Source organism: Chryseobacterium foetidum, assembly GCF_025457425.1.
In the GTDB taxonomy this organism is placed as follows: domain Bacteria; phylum Bacteroidota; class Bacteroidia; order Flavobacteriales; family Weeksellaceae; genus Chryseobacterium; species Chryseobacterium foetidum.
Map to the genome: position 1 here is coordinate 2,376,944 of NZ_JAMXIA010000001.1, position 21,831 is coordinate 2,398,774.

The 21,831-nt window shown below is 37.5% G+C and carries 13 protein-coding genes; 10 read left to right on the top strand and 3 right to left on the bottom strand.

The window, feature by feature from the left end:
- Positions 1-165 precede the first annotated feature (165 nt).
- The 3 genes from NG809_RS11230 to NG809_RS11240 all read right to left on the bottom strand — a co-directional run bounded on the left by NG809_RS11230 (position 166) and on the right by NG809_RS11240 (position 5,176).
- Positions 166-1,494, bottom strand: a complete 1,329-nt coding sequence (locus NG809_RS11230) for a UDP-glucose dehydrogenase family protein (RefSeq protein WP_262150680.1) — start codon at positions 1,492-1,494, stop codon at positions 166-168.
- Between the two features lie 173 nt (positions 1,495-1,667).
- The gene (locus NG809_RS11235) at positions 1,668-2,156 is read right to left on the bottom strand and encodes an Hcp family type VI secretion system effector (RefSeq protein WP_262150682.1); all 489 of its coding nucleotides are present in this window, start codon (positions 2,154-2,156) and stop codon (positions 1,668-1,670) included.
- Positions 2,157-2,422: 266 nt separating this feature from the next.
- Positions 2,423-5,176: a fibronectin type III domain-containing protein gene (locus NG809_RS11240; RefSeq protein WP_262150684.1), complete on the bottom strand. Its 2,754-nt coding sequence runs from the start codon at positions 5,174-5,176 to the stop codon at positions 2,423-2,425.
- A 304-nt stretch (positions 5,177-5,480) separates the two neighbouring features.
- Here NG809_RS11240 and rimP point away from each other — a divergent pair, with 304 nt between their 5' ends.
- The 10 genes from rimP to fabD all read left to right on the top strand — a co-directional run bounded on the left by rimP (position 5,481) and on the right by fabD (position 21,824).
- Positions 5,481-5,948 carry a ribosome assembly cofactor RimP gene (gene rimP / locus NG809_RS11245; RefSeq protein WP_262150686.1) on the top strand — a complete coding sequence of 156 codons (468 nt, stop codon included), beginning with the start codon at positions 5,481-5,483 and terminating at the stop codon, positions 5,946-5,948.
- Between the two features lie 70 nt (positions 5,949-6,018).
- Positions 6,019-7,254: a transcription termination factor NusA gene (gene nusA / locus NG809_RS11250; protein WP_262150688.1), complete on the top strand. Its 1,236-nt coding sequence runs from the start codon at positions 6,019-6,021 to the stop codon at positions 7,252-7,254.
- 73 nt (positions 7,255-7,327) lie between these two features.
- Complete coding sequence (gene infB, locus NG809_RS11255) at positions 7,328-10,330, top strand: translation initiation factor IF-2 (protein WP_262150690.1); 3,003 nt, start codon at positions 7,328-7,330, stop codon at positions 10,328-10,330.
- Between the two features lie 306 nt (positions 10,331-10,636).
- Complete coding sequence (locus tag NG809_RS11260; protein WP_262150691.1) at positions 10,637-13,447, top strand: SusC/RagA family TonB-linked outer membrane protein; 2,811 nt, start codon at positions 10,637-10,639, stop codon at positions 13,445-13,447.
- Between the two features lie 13 nt (positions 13,448-13,460).
- On the top strand, positions 13,461-14,858 hold the full coding sequence (locus tag NG809_RS11265; protein WP_262150692.1) for a RagB/SusD family nutrient uptake outer membrane protein: 1,398 nt from the start codon (positions 13,461-13,463) through the stop codon (positions 14,856-14,858).
- Between the two features lie 68 nt (positions 14,859-14,926).
- A complete protein-coding gene (locus NG809_RS11270; protein WP_262150694.1) occupies positions 14,927-15,598 on the top strand; it encodes a hypothetical protein in 672 nt (223 codons plus the stop codon).
- 44 nt (positions 15,599-15,642) lie between these two features.
- On the top strand, positions 15,643-17,571 hold the full coding sequence (locus NG809_RS11275) for a putative porin (protein WP_262150696.1): 1,929 nt from the start codon (positions 15,643-15,645) through the stop codon (positions 17,569-17,571).
- Between the two features lie 12 nt (positions 17,572-17,583).
- Entirely contained in the window at positions 17,584-19,170 is a 1,587-nt protein-coding gene (gene bshC / locus NG809_RS11280) for a bacillithiol biosynthesis cysteine-adding enzyme BshC (RefSeq protein ID WP_262150698.1), read from the top strand.
- 40 nt (positions 19,171-19,210) lie between these two features.
- Entirely contained in the window at positions 19,211-20,911 is a 1,701-nt protein-coding gene (locus NG809_RS11285; RefSeq protein ID WP_262150699.1) for an amino acid ABC transporter substrate-binding protein, read from the top strand.
- 37 nt (positions 20,912-20,948) lie between these two features.
- Positions 20,949-21,824 carry an ACP S-malonyltransferase gene (fabD, locus tag NG809_RS11290; RefSeq protein ID WP_262150701.1) on the top strand — a complete coding sequence of 292 codons (876 nt, stop codon included), beginning with the start codon at positions 20,949-20,951 and terminating at the stop codon, positions 21,822-21,824.
- Positions 21,825-21,831: the final 7 nt, after the last annotated feature.

The following is a 21,831-nucleotide window of genomic DNA, read 5'->3' on the forward strand; positions in this document are numbered from 1 at the left end:
GGCTACTGATCTTGAACCTTGTAGGGTTCTAATTGTTTCATGCAATTCTCAACAGCTAAGGAGTCAAGCAACTCTATGGTTCCACCAAAATATTCATCTCTCTCCATTCTCTGCATTCACCTTGGCTCTTTTTACTTTTGCCTTGGCTCTTGCAAAAGGCTGATCCTACTTTTGCCCTGACTCTTGCAAAACAGTTTTCCTCCCTATCGATTTATAGAAGAAACCATTTTGCTCAGGAATTTCCAGCGGGAACATGTTTCTGCCGTCGAAAATCGCTTTCCCATTCATTTTTCTTGCCATCATTTCAAAATTGGGATTTTTAAATTCAGGCCATTCTGTAGCGATAAATAATGCGTCTGCACCATCCAATGCATCATACATGGTGTTGGCGTACGATATTTTTTCGCCTAAAAGCTTTCTTACATTTTCTTCGGCGATGAGATCGTAAGCAACGATTTCAGCACCTTTTTCCAGAAGGAGTTTTATATTGTCTAAAGAAGAAGCTTCTCTGATGTCGTCTGTATTGGCTTTAAATGCCAGTCCCCACATTGCAATTTTCTTTCCTTCAAGGTTACCCCCGAAGTATTTTTCAATTTCAGATACCAAAATTACTTTCTGTGAAGTATTTACATTCTCGGTAGCCTCTAAAATCTGAAAATTAAATCCATCGTCTTTCCCTGATTTAATCAGAGCCTTAACGTCTTTAGGGAAACAGCTTCCGCCATATCCGATGCCCGGGAATAAGAAACGGTGGCCAATTCTGTCGTCGCTCCCCATGCCAAGTCTTACTTTATCTACATCGGCACCTACTTTTTCGCAGTAGTTGGCGATTTCATTCATAAAAGTAATTTTTACCGCTAAAAATGAATTGGAGGCATATTTAGTAAGCTCAGATGATTTCTCATCCATGAAAATAATCGGTATTCCAGTGTTGGTAAATGGCTGATAAATCTGCGCCATAATGTCTTTCGCTTTATCAGAGCTCGCTCCAACAACCACTCTGGCAGGATTCATTGAATCTTCTACGGCAAAACCTTCACGCAAAAATTCAGGGTTGGATACTACGTCAAAGCTGATGTCTGTTTTTGCAGAGATGGTTTCTCTTACTCTGTCTGCAGTACCTACGGGAACAGTGCTTTTATTTACGATAACTTTATATTCCGTCATCATTTCACCAATATCATTGGCAACTTTCAGAACGTAAGAAAGGTCTGCAGAGCCGTCTTCTCCGGGTGGAGTAGGAAGGGCAAGGTAGATAACTTCGCTTTTATCCAAAGCTTCCTTTAAATTGGTAGTGAAAAACAGTCTTTCAGACTGAATGTTTCTCAGGAACATTTCTTCAAGATTCGGCTCATAGATCGGGACGATGCCCTGCTTCATGCCTTCTACTTTATTTTCATCGATATCTACACAGTACACCGAGTTTCCCAGTTCTGCAAGTGTGGTTCCTGTGACCAATCCTACATATCCTGTTCCTACTATCGTAATATTCAAAATTGTATGTTTTTAATAAATTTCCGACAAAAATACTAAAAATTGTAGAACGGTCTTTTAATTTAATAATAAGTTGTCTCCTTTTGGGCATAAACAGAAGATCAAACCTTTAAATATCTAAAGATTTGAAGTTGTGGTGTTGGTTTGGAGAATACTTAATTATCACATGAAGTTTACCAGTCGTCCTGTGCACTGATTCCTCCTTCATTCCAGATCCAGTCAATTTTCTGATAGGTGAAAGATATTTCTTCATATTCGGTCAGATTCACTAGCTCAGGATTTTTGTTGTTGGGCATTCTGAATTTAATATCCGAAATGCCTGCATTCGTAAGCCTGATGGTGTAATGTTGTTTTTCGGCTCCGACTCCTGAAGTTACTCCTTTTTGTGGCGTCCAGAACTGAAGCTCAAACTCGGTCATCGAATCATTGGTGCAGAGTGCATTATAAAGAAATGGACTGGATTTATCTAATTCTTTAGTGATAATAAGTGGTTTGTGCATTACTTTTCCGGTAGGAAGTCCGCTTGCTGCATCTCTCGGGGAAGTAATGTCGTGATTTACGGCAATGACTCTGATTTTGTTTTCTTTTCCTTTTTCAACTACAGAGCCTTTTATTTCGCCCTGTTTTTTGCCTTTAAGCCTAAGGTATGCATTGAGTGCCATGGTAATTGATTTTAGTTTTAGTAAATTTAAATATAATTATGATTTTCCGCAAAGTTTTGTTTATCGAATTGATCTCTAAATGTTTCTTTTCTAAATATTTAGATTTGTTTTTTGTTTAAATTTTAAGAGATGAAAACTTAAAACTTGTTTAAAACAAAAGAAATCCGCGCTGCAAAATTTCTTGCAAAGCGGATGGATGTTTAATTCTGATTTCCAATATTTGAAGGAAAATCTTCGAAGTTTATCTGCTTTTTTTAAGACTAAAACTATTCAACAATCAGTTTTAAAGTAAATAATTTTCTGGTATGAACTTTCACGAAATATACACCTTTTGGTAAATTTTCATTCACCAAAGTAAATTTCTGATCATTTACATTTTTCGTTTCATACAAAAGTTGTCCTGCTGCCGATAAAAGCTGAATTTTCTCGATAGGATAATCGCTCTTAATAAAGGTTGGCTGCCCTGGCTTTGAAGGATTAGGATACAAAATCACATTTTTTTCTGTTTTGCTGGTGGTTTCGGCTGTTCCCAGTGTTGCTCCAACTACTTCAAACGAAACTCTGTTTGAAACTTCCGTGTAGGAATCATTTGTGAACATGACCATATAATAATTTCCGGTCGTTGTCGGTACTCCGTTCACATTTCCGGTAATGGTTTTACTGCCCTGCGTGATTCCGTCAAAATACGTATAGGAAGTAAACTGGTCATTCGGAGTCTGCACAGCCTGAGGGTAAATTCCCAGCCAGTCTTTGATGATTCCCGGAGAATCCGTCCATGAAGCGGTGATGTTTTCTCCTAAAGTATAAACCGGTTTGTTGATCCAAAGATCGGTAACAATGTCTCCTACTTTAAAGAATACTTTCTCTCCAATTTGCGTGTAGCCGTCCTCTAAAAGATAAGTTGCGTAGTAATATCCTTTTGGCAATCCTGTGAAATTTTTGGTTCCTGAAGCAGTGGTTACATAGCTCCAGGTAGCTGATGGGTTGGCTGATCCGGGCACCTGTCCCATTTTGTAGATTCCTATCCAGTCATTCGTCAAATTCGGCCCGTTGGAATAGTTCACAACCACCGTTCCGCCTACAGGATAAGAATCTGCTGTGGTTTGAAGGAGTACTTTGGGGCCTACGTAGAAATTTTTTCTTCCTGTAATTTCGGTATAACCATTATTGGCAAAGAAACCTGCGAAATACTGTCCTTTGGTAGCAAGACCTGTATTGAAATTGGCTGTACCGGATGTTTGTCCGTTCGTGTATTTATATCCCTGAGATGTTACTGCGGATGGATTTTGTCCTTTTTTGTAAATTCCTACCCAGTCCTGCTGATTTCCGGGGCCGTCTGTATAGGTTGCCAGAATCGCTTCGTTTTGTAAATATTCAGTTTTGTTTAAAACCAATTGAGGATTAGAAACCACACTTCCTGTCACCTCAAAAGATTTTACGTCACTCCAGTCGCTCCATTCAAGATTTCTGTCTCTGTATCTTACTTTTACATAGTAAATACCGTTGGTAATCGAGTTGGCAGCAATGGTTGCTTTGGTGATATCCAGTCCTGCGTTGATGTTTTTCGTTACATCAGGATTTCCGGTGCCGTCTTTCCCAAACCAGTTTTCGTAGTCGCGGTAAAATTCTTTGTCAATCACAGAGAAATCAGCTGTTTTGCTCACAAGAAACTGGGTCGTATTCAAAAGTTCTGCTGTGGTTGTGGCAAATGCACTTCCGTTTAAAGTTAAAGGCAAAGTAACCGGAGCTGTAAAAGTGTTTGTGACAGACGGTTTAGCCGGCTTAGCCTGATTTTTGTACCTGTGGAAACTGTCTACCGTCACACTGTTTTTCTGTTGATAAATGCTTCCGATAGAGTAGCTTTCAATATCCATTTTACCGGTGTTTACATCGACTTCTATAATTTGATAAGTCCAGTCTGTCAGAGTTTTCTGTACGTCGTCAAAGTCCTGTTCATTAGACATACCCCAATATTGATCCCAAGCCGTTCCTCCTGAAATAATCTGGTAATTTGGCGAATTTTTAAGCTGACCTCTGTGGTATAAATGGTGGTGAGCACCAATGTGCATCACATATTTATCAGAAGCCGTCAGCATCGGAACTGCTGTGTTTCTTACCCAAGTAGAAATATCGCCAACATATTGCTCTGCCTGATAAGGTCTGTGGCTTAAAGAAATAATCCATTGAACTGTGCTGTCAGTCGCTGCGGCTGCAAGAATTTGCTGTAACCATATTTGTTGTGCAGATCCGGTGTGTTCTGAGCTTAAACTTACAAAAAGAACATTTCCTGCCTGTTGAGCGTAATAGTTTTCGTTTCCTGAACTGATATTTTTATAGCTTAGTTCATCTATAAAAAAGTGAGCATAGTAAGAGCTCATTCCCAACGTTCCGTACGTTTCATGGTTTCCTACTGTTGTTTGAATAGGAAGATAAGGCGAAAGCTTTTGGTTTTTCTTAAAGTGAACATTCTCATAATGGTCAAGCGTTCCTACATCCACCTGGTCCCCAACCATAAAAGTAAGAGCAATATTATCTGAAGGATCATTGCCTGCTCCAAATCTTTCTTTTATTTTCTTGTAAGCATGAAGGTTTAAAGAATCGTATCTCGGCTCGTTCTTCAATTGGTTGTCTCCCATAATCAGAAATCTGATTTTTCCGTTGGCAGTTACAGCCTGTCCCGGCAAAGGAAGCGTACGGAAATTGTACACTGCAGATTCAGAAGTTCCTGTTTTGGTTTTGTAATAATATTTTGTGTTGGGTTGTAGATTGGTAATTTTCGCGGTGTGATAATAATAATTGTTGCTGTATCCGGTATCTGTAAAGATATTGGTGGTTCCGGTAACAGTAACGTTGAGGTTGGTGGGCGAGGTTCCGTAGTACACCGTCGTCTCATTGTTGGAAGACGTTTTCCAGTTTACAATCATTGAACTTGGGGTGGGGTTTTGAAGATACGGAACTATGGTCTGCCCAAAGCATAAGCTTGTGACAAAGCAGCACAGCAGCAGTAGATAATGTTTCATAAAAGCGGTTTTAGGATTTAATTTTTGATTGGCCAAAACTACCATCCTGAGATTACGGCACTGTTACAAAGCTGTTAAATGATATTTAATTAAAGTGATGATTTTTGGCAAATGACTTTTTTATTATGAATTTTAAATTAAATTTGAGGAAGAGGCTGATATCTCATTACATATATCATTCTGATAATTAGACTTATTTGTATTTTCTTAAAAAATATCTTATATTTGCACAAGATTTACGGGAAAAATGGAAAGGCTTCGAAAAGAAAGCCTTTTTTCGTACTGTAAACCAGTAGTATAACGTATGGAGTTTAGAAAAAAAATTGAAGACTTATTAAATGAATTTCTCGCAACAAGAGAAGATCTTTTTTTAATAGATTTAAAAATCTCAACAGGAGACGATATCACGGTAATCCTGGATGGAGACAACGGAGTTTCGGTGCAGGACTGTCTGGATGCAAGCCGCGCGATTGAATTTAATATGGATCGTGAAGAGCATGATTTCAGCCTTCAGGTAATGTCTGCGGGATTAAGCGAGCCTTTGGTAACGCCGAGACAGTTTCAGAAAAACATCGGAAGGGAAATTGAAGTGATGTTTGAAAATTCTGAAAAAATTGAAGGGGAACTTGCAAAAGTGGATGAGGAAAAAATTACACTAATTCTTCGTTACAGAAAACCGAAAGAAGTAGGTAAAGGCAAAGTGGATGCAGTGGAAGAAAAAGAAATTCTTTACACTGAAATCAAAAAAGCTTTGGTAGTAATTAAATTTTAACTAAAAGGTGAACGGTTTTTGATTTATTAAAATCAATGATCATTCATCATTTATCAATTATATAATAGATATGGATAATATAGCGTTGATTGAATCATTTGGTGATTTTAAAGACGAAAAAGGGATCAGTAAAATTGATCTGATGGCAATTATTGAGGATGCTCTGAAGACTCTTTTGAGAAAAAGATATGATTCTGATGACCATTTTGATGTGATTGTAAATCCTGATAAAGGAGATTTTCAGATTTTCTTAAATAAAACAATCGTGGAAGACGAAATGTCTGAAGACGATGATCTTGAAATTGAAATTTCTGAAGCCAAGAAAATTGACCCAACTTTCGAAGTAGGTGAAGATTTTACAATGGAAATTCCTGTGGCTCAGCTGGGAAGAAGAAATATTCTTACATTGAAGCAGATTTTGGCAACAAAACTGCAGGAGCACAACAACGCAATGTTGTATGAGCAGTTCAGAGACCGTATCGGCGAGATTGTGATTGGAGAAATTCACCACATCCGTCACAAGCACGTTATTCTTCTGGACGATGAGGAAAATGAATTTATCCTTCCAAAGGAAAATCAGATTCCTTCAGATTTCTTCAAAAAAGGAGAAAGCATCAGAGCTATTGTTGAAAGTGTTGATTTTAAAGGTTCTAAGCCTCAGATCATCATTTCAAGAACAGCACCGAAGTTTTTGGAGAAATTACTCGAGCTTGAAATTCCAGAAATCCAGGATGGAACGATCATGCTGAAAAAAGTAGTGAGAATTCCTGGTGAGAAAGCAAAAATCGCCGTAGATGCCTACGACGACAGAATAGATCCAGTAGGAGCGTGTGTTGGTGTGAAAGGTTCCAGAATTCATGGAGTTGTAAGGGAACTGAGAAACGAAAACATCGACGTTATCCAATGGGCAAAAAATCCTGAGCTTTTGGTAAAAAGAGCGCTTGGGAATGTGATTATCAATAAAATTGACATCAACGAAGAAACCAATTATGCATTGGTTTATACACCAGTGGAAGAAATTTCCAAGGTGATTGGTAAGCAGGGACAAAACATCAGATTAGCTTCTTGGCTGAGTGGCTTCGAAATTGATGTGTACAGAGAAGCCAGTGAAGATGATGACGTAGAATTGAAAGAATTTGATGACGATATCGAAGCATGGGTATTGGAAGAATTCAGGAAGGTGGGTCTTACCACAGCAAAATCGGTATTGGATAAAGATACATCGACTTTACTGAACATGGTAGATCTTGAAGAGGAGACAATTGAGGATGTGAAGAGAATTCTGAAAGAAGAATTTGAGGAATGATCATGAGTTGATATCCTGATAAAAAGTAGAAAGTACTTTAATTTTAAAAATTAGAAAACAGTAAAAATATTAGATGCCAAAAATTAGATTAAATAAAGCGGTAAAGGAATTCAATATTTCAACATCCAGATTAGTAGAGTTTTTACAGTCGAAGGGTATTGAGGTTGAAGCCAATCCTAACGCTCAATTAGAAGAAGCGGCATATTCTGCATTGGAAGCTGAGTTTGCCAAAGACGGCGAACAAAGAAAAGCGTCCCATGAGGTGGTGATTACCAAAGTTCCGGAAGAAAAACTGGAAATTGAGGAAAAGAAAACCCCTGAAGTAATAAGAGCTAAATCAAACCGACCTGAAACTAAAATTTTAGGTAAAATAGATCTGGAAGGTAAAAAGCCAGAGCCGGAAGCTGTTAATCCGGAACCACAGAAAGTGGAAGAAAAGGTAGAAGAACCTGTACAGCCAAAAGAAACTCCTGAGCAGAAACCTGTTCCGGAAAAACAGGAATTTAAGGTTCTTGATAAAATTGATCTTTCACAAATCGAGTCTAAGAGCAGACCCGTTAAAAAAGAACAGCCTAAGCAGGAAGATAAGAAACCAGTTGAAAAACCGGCTGAGCCTGTAAAGGAAACTCCAAAACCTGTTGCAGCAAAAGAAGAGGTGAAAACGGAGGAAGCTAAACCAGCTGAACCAAAACCAGTTGAAACTGCATCCGCGGAAACAAAATCAGAAACTCCTGCTGAACCTGAATCTCAAAAAATCGAAACCGTTTATCAAAAGCTTGACGGACCGAAAATCGTTGGTGAAAAAATTGACTTAACTCAATTTGCACCTAAAACCGGTCCGGGAGCAAAGAAGAAACGTAAGAGAATAGAAAAACCAGGTGGCCCTAACCAAAATACTGGAAACAACCAGCAAGGTGGAAACAACCAGGGTGGTCAAAACCGTCCGCAAGGTCAAAATGGTCCGGGAGGAAACCGTCCTCCAGGTCAGGGTGGCTATCAGGGTAACCGTCCAGGCGGTTCGGGGCAGGGTGGTCAAAGCCGTCCAGGCGGTCCACAGGGTAACCGTCCTCCAGGACAAGGTGGAAACCGTCCAGGCGGTCCGAGTCAGGGTGGCGGAAACCGTTTCGGAAACAACAACAGACCAGGACAAAGAACCATGCCTGTTGAGTTGACAGATGAACAGGTTAAAAACCAAATCAAGGAAACCCTTGAAAAATTAACAAATAAAGGAGGTAAATCTAAATCTGCTAAACACAGAAAAGATAAAAGATCTTACCGTAGAGAACAGGATAATCTTCAGCAGGAAGCGGATGCAAGAGATACTTCATTAAAAGTTACGGAATTTATCACTGTCGGGGAACTGGCAAGTTTGATGGATGTAAGTGCAACTGAAGTAATTTCTGCATGTTTCTCTCTTGGTGTAATGGTGACCATGAATCAGAGATTGGAAGCTGATACCTTATTATTGGTAGCCGACGAATTTGGTTATAAAATTGAATTCTCAGACGCTGATCTTGAAGATACAGAAGCTGACGATGAAGTTGATACTGAAGATACATTAGTTTCTAGAGCTCCAATTGTAACAGTAATGGGTCACGTTGACCACGGTAAAACTTCATTACTGGATTACGTGAGAAAAACCAATGTTATCGCTGGTGAATCCGGAGGTATCACCCAGCATATCGGAGCATACAACGTGAAACTGGAAAATGGTCAGAGAATTACATTCTTAGATACACCGGGTCACGAAGCGTTTACCGCGATGAGAGCGAGAGGTGCACAGGTTACCGATATTGCAATTATCGTAATCGCTGCTGATGATGACGTGATGCCACAAACAAAAGAGGCAATTTCTCACGCACAGGCTGCAGGTGTACCGATGATCATTGCAATCAACAAGGTTGATAAGCCAAATGCAAACCCTGATAACATCCGTCAGCAACTTTCCGGAATGAATATTTTGGTGGAAGAATGGGGTGGAAACGTTCAGGCACAGGAGATTTCAGCTAAAATGGGTAATAATATGGATCTTCTTTTAGAGAAAGTATTGTTACAGGCAGAAATGCTTGAACTGAAAGCCAACCCTGACCGTACAGCAAACGGAGTTGTTATTGAAGCATCTTTGGATAAAGGTAGAGGTTATGTAGCAACAATGTTGGTACAGACCGGAACTTTAAAAGTTGGAGATTATGTTGTAGCAGGTAAAAATCATGGTAAAGTGAAAGCCTTGCTTGATGAAAGAGGGAAAAATCTTGCAGAAGCAGGTCCGTCTATCCCGGCAACAATCTTAGGTCTTGACGGAGCTCCTACAGCAGGTGATAAATTCCGTGTTTATGCCGACGAAAGTGAAGGTAAAGCTATCGCAAATAAGAGAGAACAACTTCAAAGAGAACTGTCCATCAGAACCAAGAAACATACGACACTTGAAGAATTGGGTAGACGTATTGCTTTAGGTGAATTCAAGGAATTGAATATTATCCTTAAAGGTGACGTGGATGGTTCAGTGGAAGCACTTTCTGATCAGTTACAGAGATTATCAACAGAAGAAATCAGCGTAAAAATCCTTCACTCAGGTGTTGGACAGATCACTGAGTCTGATATCAACTTAGCGGCAGCATCTGATGCAATTATCATCGGATTCAACGTAAGAGCCGGTGCTAATGCAAAAGAATTGGCAGACCGTGAAGAAATCGAAATCAGAACATATTCTATTATCTACAAAGCTATCGACGAAGTGAAAGAAGCGATGGAGGGAATGCTTTCTCCGGAAATCCAGGAGCAGGTGATCGGTAATGTAGAAATCAGAGAAGTATTCAAAATCTCCAAAGTAGGAACAATTGCAGGTTGTATGGTTCTTACAGGAAAAGTAACGAGACAGTCTAAAGTAAGATTGCTGAGAGACGGTATCGTGAAATTCGATGGTGAACTTGAAAGTTTAAAACGTTTCAAGGACGACGTAAAAGAAGTTACAAAAGGCTACGAATGTGGATTAAACCTTAAAGGTTACAACGACATCGAGCAAAATGACATTCTTGAAGTTTACGAAGAAGTAGCAGTGAAGAAGAAGCTAAAATAAGCTATTCATCGCATAAATAAATTAAAGACCGCAGTTAAATGATTGTGGTCTTTTTTTACAATAAATTTAATTTATAACAATTCTAAATAATATTTTAAATATTGCTTATAAACTGTTAATATTTTTTAACAATTGTCCGTTTTTGAATATTAATCAATAACATTACTTTATCGTTAAATGTTACATACTAATTTAATTAAATGCTTGTTTGAAATAAGTGCACTAAAAGAAGTCTATACATTGATGAGTTTTTATTGTTAATAATTTTTAACATATTTGCAAAGTTAAATATTAAAATTTGTTAATATGAATGTGAAATTAAAAGTGCTAAGTGCTGGTGTATTGTTTTTTACTGGGCAGGCGCTAATTGCTCAGAATATCAAAAGAGATACCGTGCAGCAAATCGAAGAGGTTGTTATGGTTGGTTTTGGGCAGAAGAAGACTATTCAGGAAATCACGGGTTCAACGAGTACAATGACGGCCAAGTCAATTGAAGATGTGCCTGTAGCTTCTGTTGATAAAATGTTGCAGGGAAGGGTGACTGGTGTGCAAACTGGTAGTGCGTCTGGTCAGCCTGGAGGCTTTGCAAACGTAAGGGTAAGAGGGATTTCTTCGATTAATGGTGTCAATTCACCAATTTATATTTTAGATGGAGTTAGAATCGCTAATGGTGATCTTACTACAGCAAATACTACAGCAAACATTCTGGCTAACTTAAACCCGGACGATGTTGAAAGTATAACAGTTCTCAAAGATGCTGTATCCACAGCAGTATATGGAGCTGATGCTGGTGCTGGTGTAATTGTAATTACCACAAAATCTGGTAAAAAAGGTAAAGCAAAGTTTAATCTGTCTTTCAATTCGGGTTTCAATCAACAAGCTGTTGACAGCTATAGAGCTTTTTCCACAGATGAATATAAGACTTACTTACGGACACAGGTAAATAACTACCTTGGAACCAATTATACAAATGAACAAATTGCAGGAGGAGCTCTAAATGCAACATTTTCAAGTATATTTAACTCGCCTTACAGTACAAATTGGCAAGACATTGTGAGAAAAGATGGGTACCAGCAAAATGCTGATTTCAGTATGTCCGGTGGTAATGATAAATTTACATATTATGCTTCGGCAAATATATTTGATCAAAATAGCATCATTAGAAACTCGTTCTTCAAAAGATTATCTTATACAACTAAATTGACTTATCAGGCAACTGACAAGCTGAAAATCAGTACTGATTTCCAGATCTCGCATGGTAAGACCCGGACACTGACAGATGGTGGTGCGTTTTCCAACCCTATCTTAGCTCAGTATTTTAACAGACCGAGTGATCCTGCATATAATCCTGACGGTACATGGTATTGGAACCCTTCAACACTTAGGTTGAGTAATAATCAGTTTAATCCTGGTTATCTGCTTGAGAATAATTACGTACAAGCCGGAACACTCAGAGCTTTTGCGAATCTAAGTGCAGAATATAAAATTCTGAAAAATCTGACATACCGATTTGTTTTTTCTCCAGAGTATGTAAATGCAGAAGAAGATACGTATTGGAATCCGCTACATGGTGATGGAAATACCTATGGAGGTTATCAGAGAACATCTACCAATAGATATTTCAATTTCAATATCCAAAATATTTTAGATTACTCTGTGAAATTTGGAATGCATAATCTAGGAGCATCATTAATACAGGAAGCTTATAAATCTGATCGTAAGTTTCTGAGAGCGACAGGGATTACAGTGGGTTCCCCAGAGCTTGAGACTCTTTCTAATTTTGTTGTGCCATACGGATTCGAAGGATCGAAAGTTATCAGTTCAAGATATGGATACGCTGTTACAGGTCATTATGATTATGACAAATTATTTCTACTCGATGGTTCATATAGAAGAGATGTACTGTCTCAATTTTTGCCTGGAAAAAAAGCAGGTGATTTTTGGTCTGTTGGAGCGGGAGTTGACTTAGCAAGAATTAATTTTGTTAAAGATATAGACGCTATTTCTATGTTCAAATTCAGAGCATCATATGGTAAGCTAGGAAATCAGGTGACGGCCAATCCATTTGCTTTATATGCCTATACAACCAATTATAACGACTTTGCGGCAGCGACCTATTCTGGTGTTTTAAATCCTAACTTGTCATGGGAAACTGTCAACCCATTTAACGTAGGGTTGGATATGGGATTCTTTAATGACAGATTAAAAGTCAGTGCCGAATACTATAATAAAAAGACAAAAGATCTAATATATAATCTTCCTTTATCAGGTGCACAAGGTTTGACCTCATACGTAGATAATATTGGTAGCCTGGTAAATAAAGGTTTTGAATTTTCTGTAAATGCAGATATCTTCAGAGGAGGTAGAGATCAATTCAGCTGGTCTGTTGGAGGAAACTTATCAACACTTAAAAATGAAATTACAGAATTATATGGTGGTGCAGTAAATACAACTACCACAACAATTAGAGTGGGAGAAGGAGTTCGAACATTTTACCTAAGAAAATGGGCAGGTGTTGATTCTGCAAATGGTGATCCGCTGTGGTATGTAAATGGCGTTGATGGCGAAACTACAAATGATTACAACAAGGCTCAGCAAGCTGTGCAGGGTTCATTTATAAGTGATCTTTTTGGAGGATTTAACACAAATCTTGCCTATAAAGGATTCAATTTAGATCTACAGTTCACGTATGGATTTGGTGGTAAGATATTTGATGATTGGTCTCAATATACATTCAGTGATGGTCAATATACTCTAAACTATCCTGGATATGGTGATGTAATGGGAGATTACTGGACACCGGAAAATCCTAATGCGTCAAATCCCAAACCAGTATATTTGGGTAACAAATTATCCAATAGAGCTTCAACAAGATTCTTGTACGATGCAGACTTTATCAGATTGAGCAATGCTAGCTTTGGATATACTTTTGCCGGAGATTTTGTAAAAGGGTCAGGTTTAAATAGTGTTAAAGTTTACGTCATGGCTAACAATGCATGGACTCATATGTTTGATGACAGATTAAAATTTGATCCAGAAACAAATGTATCCGGATTTACAAATTTAAGTTTACCAGTATTAAAGACATACTTATTTGGTGTAAATATTAGCTTTTAAAAATAGAAAAACAATGAATAAAATTATAAAAATAGGATTATTATCACTGGCTGGTGCAATAAGTACCGTCGCATGCTCAGATGATTTTGTAGAAAGAGAGTTTTATCAGGATGTAGAACAGGCTCCTTTGAAAACTTCGCAGGAAATGCAGGCTTTTGTAAGAGGTATCTACACCTCAATGCGTACAACTGCATACTACGGAGCTGATTTTTTAGCCTATGCTGAAGTAAGATCAGATGAAATGTACAGTACGTTGGCAGGAGGCTATTACCAAAATGTATATAACTATACTATGTTGTCTAATGATCCATATGCTGTAACTACTTATAACCAAATTTATACTGCAATTGCGAAAGCAAATATTGTTATAAATAGTGATTTAGGTGCCATACAGGGAACTTCTCAAGACAAAGCGTATGCAACTTTTGCTCAGGGTCAGGCTTATGGACTTAGAGCTATCGCTTTTTTTGATGCATTTAGATTATATGGACAAAAATATACACCTGGTGGTACCTTAGGTATTGTTCTTCCACTAAAATATGATCCAAAAGCTCTAATGCCACGAGCAACCATAGCACAGACAGAAGCACAGATAGATGCAGATTTTACTAAAGCATTACAAATAATGACATCATCTGCTGCACTCAATTATACTTCGGCTAGCAACAAAACTGAACTCTCCGTTAATGCACTGAGAGGTATGATGTCAAGGTACTATTTGTACAAAGGTGATTATGCTAAGGTGCGTACATTAACTAATGACCTTGTAGGTAAGTATACGGTTGCTACTGCTGGATTATTACAGACAACGTTTCAATTTGTAATGAATGGGGCAGCGCCAAATTCAATATTTGAGTTAGCTGTGGGAACAAATGCTTCCTTATCAACTGGATCATACAGACAAAGATTAAATCCACTGGGATACGCAAATATTGTAGTTTCTGCAGATGCTTATAATTCATATTCTACAAGTGATATACGAAGAGGATTAATAACTGTTTCCGGAGGTGTGAGATATCTTTCAAACAATAATGGTACAGGTAAATATACCAATACAGTCGGTGCGGATAATATTAGAATGCTTAGGTATGAAGAGATTCTCTTGAATGGAGTCGAAGCCGAACTCAATGGAGGTAGTGCAGTCACTGCTCTAAATTATTATAATCAAATAGTAACGAACAGAGGATTGCCAGCAGCCACATCTGTTGATATGACAATGCTTAAATCTGAAAGAAGAAAAGAACTTCTCGGAGAAGGTTTAAGACAGTGGGATTTAAGACGTTGGGGGGATGCTGTGCCTAGACCCGCAGGTGTAAGTACGGATCAGAGATTAAATGCATTCCCTATCCCTAGGGGTGAAACAGATTTAGCAAATACGCCGGTTGTGTCAAACCCCGGATACGATAACTAGATAGATTATTTTTTAGCCACTTTTTTTAAAGTGGCTTTTTATTTATAGATTTGTTTAAAATTATTAATATGAAGAAAATACTTTTTTTTATTCTAATCTCATCCATGCTATGCGCGCAGGCAGGAAATGAAAATATTTCTTATTCAACCGGAAATTTTTTCATGAAAGGCAATAGGCCAACAACAAAGGAATATATTGTAGACGGTCTTCCTTACATAGATGGAGATAAGTTTTATAAGGTGGAAGTAAAAGACTACAGTAAAGATGTACAGACTCTAAGATATAATGCATTTGAGGATGAAATGGAATTCAAAAATGGTGACCAGCTCTACTATGCTAATAAAGAAAATAATCTTTCAATACATTTTACGGATTTAAATAAAACCTACAGATGTTTACAGTATAGGTATAATGGTAATACAAAGTTTGGGTATTTGGTTATACTTGTGGAAAATTCTAAAAACTCGTTATATAAAAAAGAAAGTATAGAGCTACTGAAAGGCGAAAAAAGTCCAAATGCGTACTCGAAAGATGCTAATGATTATTATGCAAAAGAAAAAGATCTTTTTTTAATCGGTAAAGACACCCAGCTTTTGAAGTTTCCTAAAAACGCTGGTGATTTTGCTGAAACCTTTTCTTTAGATAAAAATATAGTTGCTGACTACATAAAGAAAAATAAAATTAATTTTAATAAAGAAAAAGATTTAATAAAATTAGTTGACTTTCTGAATCAACGTTAGATATTGTGAAAACATATGTATTTTTGTAATCCAAAATTAATTTAATGAAATACATATTTCTCTTTATTATATTATTTTGCACAAATCTCCGTGCCCAAATTGTAACTGACACACTGGCAGGTAAGTCAGATTCAGACACCATCATCGTAGATTCCGGCAAGAAAGATTCTTTGCAGATTTTCAAGCCAACCATCAACGATTATCTCATACAAAAACAGTGGGCTGAGAAAAAAATATTTGATACGGTGCTGACTGCCGATAAAACCTATATTTTTTCTCAGTACAACAACAGAGATAATTTCGGGAAAGTACAGTTTTCAAATATTGGTGCAGGATTCAATCCTTTGTCTTATGAAGTAATGGCTGAACAAAATCTATCGCTTGTTCCTACAAATAAAGGTTACAATCTTTTAGGAGCGGATGATGTTTTATATTATGATGTCAAAACACCAACAGCATCTTTCATTTATCATAATGCCATGCGAAATGGTGCTGCGCTTCGCTCAACTTACACTCAGAACATTGGGAAAAGATTCAATTTTGCTTTGGAATATGCCGGATTGAGGTCTCAGGGGATTTACAGAAATTATCTTGCTTCCAACAACAACACTATTTTCTCAGGCCACTACACTTCAAAAAGCGGAAATTACGAGTTGTTCGCACACTATCTCCACCAAAATGTTAACAATCAGGAGAACGGCGGGATTGTAGACGATGACCTTTTTCAGGCGGGCGATTCAGATTACAGCAACAAGTGGAACGCTCAGGTAAATCTTGAAAATTCGAGTTCTCAGTTTTCTTACAGAAGATATTATCTCAGCCATCAGTTTTCGCCTTTCAATTCGGAGAAATTTCCTTTCAGAATAAGACATACCCTTTCACATCAGGGCAACAAATATTACTATACTCAGGGTGGTGCAGATCCATACTGGTACGATCTTCCGGCACAGTTGGTCAATGGTTTTTCTCCTTCTACCAAAAAATATTCAGATAATTTCAGCAATACTGTAAGTCTGGTTTTTGATAATGCTAAATTTAAATTGGATGCCGGTTTAAGATATCAGATGTTGAAATTTGGTTTAAATGAAATCAATCTTTCCAACCTTTCCGTTCCCGCAGAGATGAAAGAAAGCAGAATCGGAGCTGTAGGAAATCTTCAGATTAATCTCTTTGATAAAATTGCATTAAAATCATTCCTCGAATTCTCCAACGGAAGTCAGTTTGGAAGTTATCTGAAAACGACAAACAACCTGAAGTTTGAACCGATCAAAGACTATTTTGTTGATGCTCATGTGAATTTCCAGACTGCAACGCCTTCGTTTAATTATCTGGCAAATACTTCCATTTACAGAAGATTCAACTATATGCTTCAGAACCCTGCGAATCAGACCATATCAGATATTGGAGGAAGTGTAAATCTGAAATGGTTCAAAACCCAGCTTTTTGCAAATTATTTCAGAATTGATAATTATGCCTATTTCAATTCTTCTGCACAGCCGATGCAAAGCGATGCCTCGGTAAATATTACTCAGATTGGAGGTGATGCAACTTTCAGCTACGGTAAATTTCATTTCAATACAAGACTGCAGTTTCAGGATGTTCTGTCCAATGGAAATCTTTTGCCATTGCCATCTTTCATTGGTCGCGGAAATCTTTATTTTCAATCCAGAGCATTCAAAAATGCGGCAGAAATTCAGGCTGGGGTGAAGGTGTATTATTTCACTAAATTTGCTTCAAGAGAATATTTCCCGATCTTAAACGAATATATTCTACCGGGCAGCGACTCATTTTCTATAGGAGGAAAGCCGATTGCAGATGTTTACTTTAATTTAAAAGTTAAAAAAATGTTTTTCTTCATCGAAGGACAACAGATTGGAAACCTTGTAGTACCCAACACGGCGTACGCTTTTCCACATTATCCGGTATATGATTTCAGGCTGAATCTTGGAATCGTCTGGTATTTGTTCAACTAAAAACTAAAAAAGTTGAAAACTTTAAAAACCTTAGATTTTAAAAACATAGAAAGTATTCCGCAGCTGATCAAAGATTTTGTCAGCCGTCAAATTGAAGGATTTGAGGAATATACTTTTTCAAAAGATAATTTTCAGAAACAGATTCAAAACAAAAAGACAACTTTCTCAGATGAGCGAAGGCAGATTCTGTTTTATGAATTAAATAATCAGCTTTCAGATTTAAAACTATCAGATCTTCAGAAAAGCAATTTAGATTTAATTAAAAATCCTGAAACGTTCACTGTTACGACCGGACACCAGCTTAATCTTTTTACAGGTCCTGCATTTTTTATTTATAAAATTTTACAGACTGTTAAGACTTGTCTTTATTTAAAAGAACAGTTTCCAAATCAGGAGTTTGTTCCAATCTATTGGATGGCGTCAGAAGATCATGATTTTATAGAAATCAATCATTTCAAAACTCAAAACGGTTTCTACGAAATCAACGAGAAAAGTGGTGGTGTAGTTGGTAAAATTAAACTGACTGACACTCATTTTATATCAGAATTTGAAAAGGAATTTAAAGATCACATTTTCGGAACTGAACTGATTTTAATGTTAAAAGAATCCTATCAGTCAGGAAAAACACTGACTGAATCGATTAAAATTTTAGTCAACAGGCTTTTTTCAGAATATGGATTACTCATCATTGACGGCGATTCAAAAGCTTTAAAATCTCAGATGACAGCTGTTTTTAAAGATGAAATTTTAAATTCTTCTTTAAAACAGAAATCAACAGAAAAAGTAGATTTTCTTACTGAAAAGTACGGAAAAGTACAGGTCAACCCGCGGGATATCAATCTTTTTTATCTTTCGGAAACCCGTGACAGAATTGATCCTTTTCAGGACAAATTTTTGGTCAATGACACTGAAATTTCTTTTTCTAAAGATGAAGTTGTAGCTGAACTTGAAAGTTTTCCGGAAAAATTCAGTCCGAATGCATTAATGAGACCTGTTTATCAGGAAAAAGTGCTTCCGAATTTAGCTTACATCGGCGGAAATGCCGAAATCATGTATTGGTTGGAGCTGAAAGATTATTTTGAATCATTACAAATTACGTTTCCGATTCTTATTCCGAGAAACTCTATGGTGTTTGTTGAGGAAAAAGTGTTGAAAAAAATTGATCATTTACATTTAAATGTCGAAGATTTTTTCGGAAATTTCACCAAGGTTATCAATAAGAAAATTTTGGATAACAATGAAATTTTAAAGACTTTAGAAGAAAAAGAAAGCCTGCTTAAATCTCATTTTGAAAACCTGAAACTCGTCGCTGAAAAAACCGAAAAGTCCTTTGGAAACATGGTGAAAGGCGAAGAAGTGAGGCAGATGAAATCTTTTGAAAGACTGAAAAAAAGACTTTTAAAAGCTGAAAAAATCAAACAGGGCGAGCTTTTGGAAAGACTTGAAACTGTTTTTACCGAAATCAATCCAGCAAAAATCTGGCAGGAAAGGGTTTTGAATTTCAGCGTATTTTTTGCGGATCACGGCACAGAATGGATTGAGACGTGCTACAGAGAAATGGATGTGACAGAATCAAAACTAATAATTGTTGCCATTTAATTTTAAAGAAGTATTTTTGTAAACTATTTAAGATCACAGAATGATTAAAAAGCTTTTCGTTTTATCCGGATTAATCGCATTTATAGGGCTTTCTGCACAGAAGACCCATAAAGTCGTAAAAGGTGATACCCCGTACAATGTTGCAAAAAAATACGGCATCACCATTGACGAATTTTATAAATTAAACCCAAAAACCAAAGACGGATCTTTAGCTATAGGACAGGTTCTTAATGTAAAGTCTTCATCTGCTGCTCCGGCACCAAAAGTTCAGACTTCTGAGCCTAAGGTAAAAGAGTTGGGTAAAATAGTTCTTCAGCCAAAACAGACCATCTACGGGATTACAAAGCAGTATAAAATTTCTGAAACGGACCTCAGAAAACTGAATCCTGATCTTGACTCTCACACTAAAATCGGAGACGAGATTACGCTCCCTTTAGAAAGCATCAAAAAATACGGAGGAACTCAGGCAGCTGTTGTGGAACAGCCAGCAAAAGTAACTCCGGCAAACAACAGGACAAAAATCGACAGCGGCAACGAAAGAACTTCTGCGTCTGTTCAAAACGACGAATATGTAACGTACACTGTTGAAGCCGGCGACACCGTTTTCTCTATTGTCAACAAATACGGAGTAACGATTGATGAGCTGATTGCCCTCAATCCGGATTTGGCAAAAGGTTTGAAAACCGGAATGGTTTTGAAAATCAAAAAACTGGATCCTGCTTACGTAAAGAAAAATGGTGATGCCTTAAATGTAGTATTGATGCTGCCTTTCGGATATAATTCAAACGATTCCCAGTACAGAGCCATGGCTTTGGATTTCCTTACAGGTGCTAAATTAGCTATAGAAAGAAATGCAGGAAACGGACAGAAATTAGATATAAAAGTCGTGGATTCAGGAAGTGAAGCTTCGTTTAGAAATTCTCTTACACAGATTAATCCAAACAATACAGATTTGGTGATCGGGCCTTTCTTTAAATCTAATGTTGTAGATCTTTTAGATTTTACAAAAACACAGAAAATACCGGTAGTTTCGCCATTTGCAAATGCTCCGGATCTCCATGGTTACAGCAATCTGATTATTTTGGAAACCAGCGATCAAACGTATGCAGATAAAATAGTGGACGAGGTAAAAGCTGTTTATTCCAATCAGAAAATTTATGTTGTTGCGGATGCAAAGAAAGACAATGCCAATTATCTGAAAGCAGGATTTGAAAAAGTTTTGAAGAATGCAAACATTATGATCGTAAATTCAGCAGCAGATATTCAGCTGGATCAGAATATGATGACAGGTCAGTCAGCACCGGTGATTGCCGTGTTGGCTAATGACAATGATGGTGTGGGAGAGGCTTTTTCAAATAAAATCATTGCACTTTCAAAAGAAGTTCAGGGTATGAAAGCATTCAGTATGTATTCGGTTCCTAGCTTCGAAAAGAAAGCAGATGATTTGGTACAGGCAAGTTTGGTCTATTTAATGGACAGAAAGATTGACCCGGACGGAAATTTTGAAAAAGAAATTCTTGCTGCCTACAAGGCAAAATACTGCAAAACTCCAGGCAAATATGCCATCATCGGATTTGATGTGGTGAATGATATGCTGACGAGAGAAAATAAAAAAGGAGAAATCTTTAAACAGATGAATAAGGTGCAGACTCAGTTGGCGACCAAATATGAGTTTGAAAGAGCCAAAGCCAATGGAGCTTATATCAACAAAGGCTTCAGAGTCATTAGATTGATGCCTTAATAACTAGAAACTATTTTATAAATATTTAATTAAATACATGAAAGCACTTGTATTTCCTGGGCAGGGTTCACAGTTTGTCGGGATGGGAAAAGAATTATACGATTCCCGAAAAGACATCAAAGATCTGATGGAGTATGCCAACGAAATTCTGGGATTTGATATCACAACCATCATGTTTAATGGGGCTGATGAAGATCTTAAGAAAACCGAAGTTACACAACCTTCAATTTTTATACATTCCGTTGCTGCTTTGAAGGCGGTAAACGGTCTCGGTGCCGAAATGGTGGCCGGTCATTCTTTAGGGGAATTTTCAGCTTTAGTCGCCAACGGAGTTTTATCTTTTGATGACGGTCTGAAGCTGGTTTCAGAAAGAGCAAAAGCAATGCAGGCAGCATGTGATGCCAATCCAAGTTCTATGGCAGCGATTTTAGGATTGGATGATGCTAAAGTGGAAGAAATTTGTGCATCAATCAGCGGAATTGTGGTTCCGGCAAATTACAATTGCCCCGGGCAGCTTGTGATTTCGGGAGAAACTGCTTCTGTAGAAGAAGCCTGCGCAAAATTAAAGGAAGCAGGAGCAAAAAGAGCTTTGCTTTTACCAGTTAACGGGGCTTTCCATTCACCTTTGATGCAGCCGGCTCAGGAAAGACTGGCGGCGGCAATTGAAGTTACAAAATTCAGAAAGGCAACGATTCCTGTTTATCAGAACATTACAACGACTGCAGTTACAGATCCTGAGCAGATTAAAAATAATCTGATCGCTCAGTTGACAGGTCCTGTAAAATGGACGCAGTCTGTACAGAATATGATCAAAGACGGTGCTACCAATTTCATCGAAGTTGGTCCTGGAAAGACATTACAAGGTTTGATCAAAAAAATAGATGGCGAAGTGACATCCGCTTCAGCAATTTAAATTTAAA

What these genes read in the sequence shown, in the direction of transcription:
- NG809_RS11235 (WP_262150682.1), bottom strand. Translation starts at nt 2,156, where the DNA reads ATGGCACTCAATGCATACCTTAGGCTTAAAGGCAAAAAACAGGGCGAA.
- NG809_RS11240 (WP_262150684.1), bottom strand. Translation starts at nt 5,176, where the DNA reads ATGAAACATTATCTACTGCTGCTGTGCTGCTTTGTCACAAGCTTATGC.
- rimP (WP_262150686.1), top strand. Translation starts at nt 5,481, where the DNA reads ATGGAGTTTAGAAAAAAAATTGAAGACTTATTAAATGAATTTCTCGCA.
- nusA (WP_262150688.1), top strand. Translation starts at nt 6,019, where the DNA reads ATGGATAATATAGCGTTGATTGAATCATTTGGTGATTTTAAAGACGAA.
- infB (WP_262150690.1), top strand. Translation starts at nt 7,328, where the DNA reads ATGCCAAAAATTAGATTAAATAAAGCGGTAAAGGAATTCAATATTTCA.
- NG809_RS11260 (WP_262150691.1), top strand. Translation starts at nt 10,637, where the DNA reads ATGAATGTGAAATTAAAAGTGCTAAGTGCTGGTGTATTGTTTTTTACT.
- NG809_RS11265 (WP_262150692.1), top strand. Translation starts at nt 13,461, where the DNA reads ATGAATAAAATTATAAAAATAGGATTATTATCACTGGCTGGTGCAATA.
- NG809_RS11270 (WP_262150694.1), top strand. Translation starts at nt 14,927, where the DNA reads ATGAAGAAAATACTTTTTTTTATTCTAATCTCATCCATGCTATGCGCG.
- NG809_RS11275 (WP_262150696.1), top strand. Translation starts at nt 15,643, where the DNA reads ATGAAATACATATTTCTCTTTATTATATTATTTTGCACAAATCTCCGT.
- NG809_RS11285 (WP_262150699.1), top strand. Translation starts at nt 19,211, where the DNA reads ATGATTAAAAAGCTTTTCGTTTTATCCGGATTAATCGCATTTATAGGG.
- fabD (WP_262150701.1), top strand. Translation starts at nt 20,949, where the DNA reads ATGAAAGCACTTGTATTTCCTGGGCAGGGTTCACAGTTTGTCGGGATG.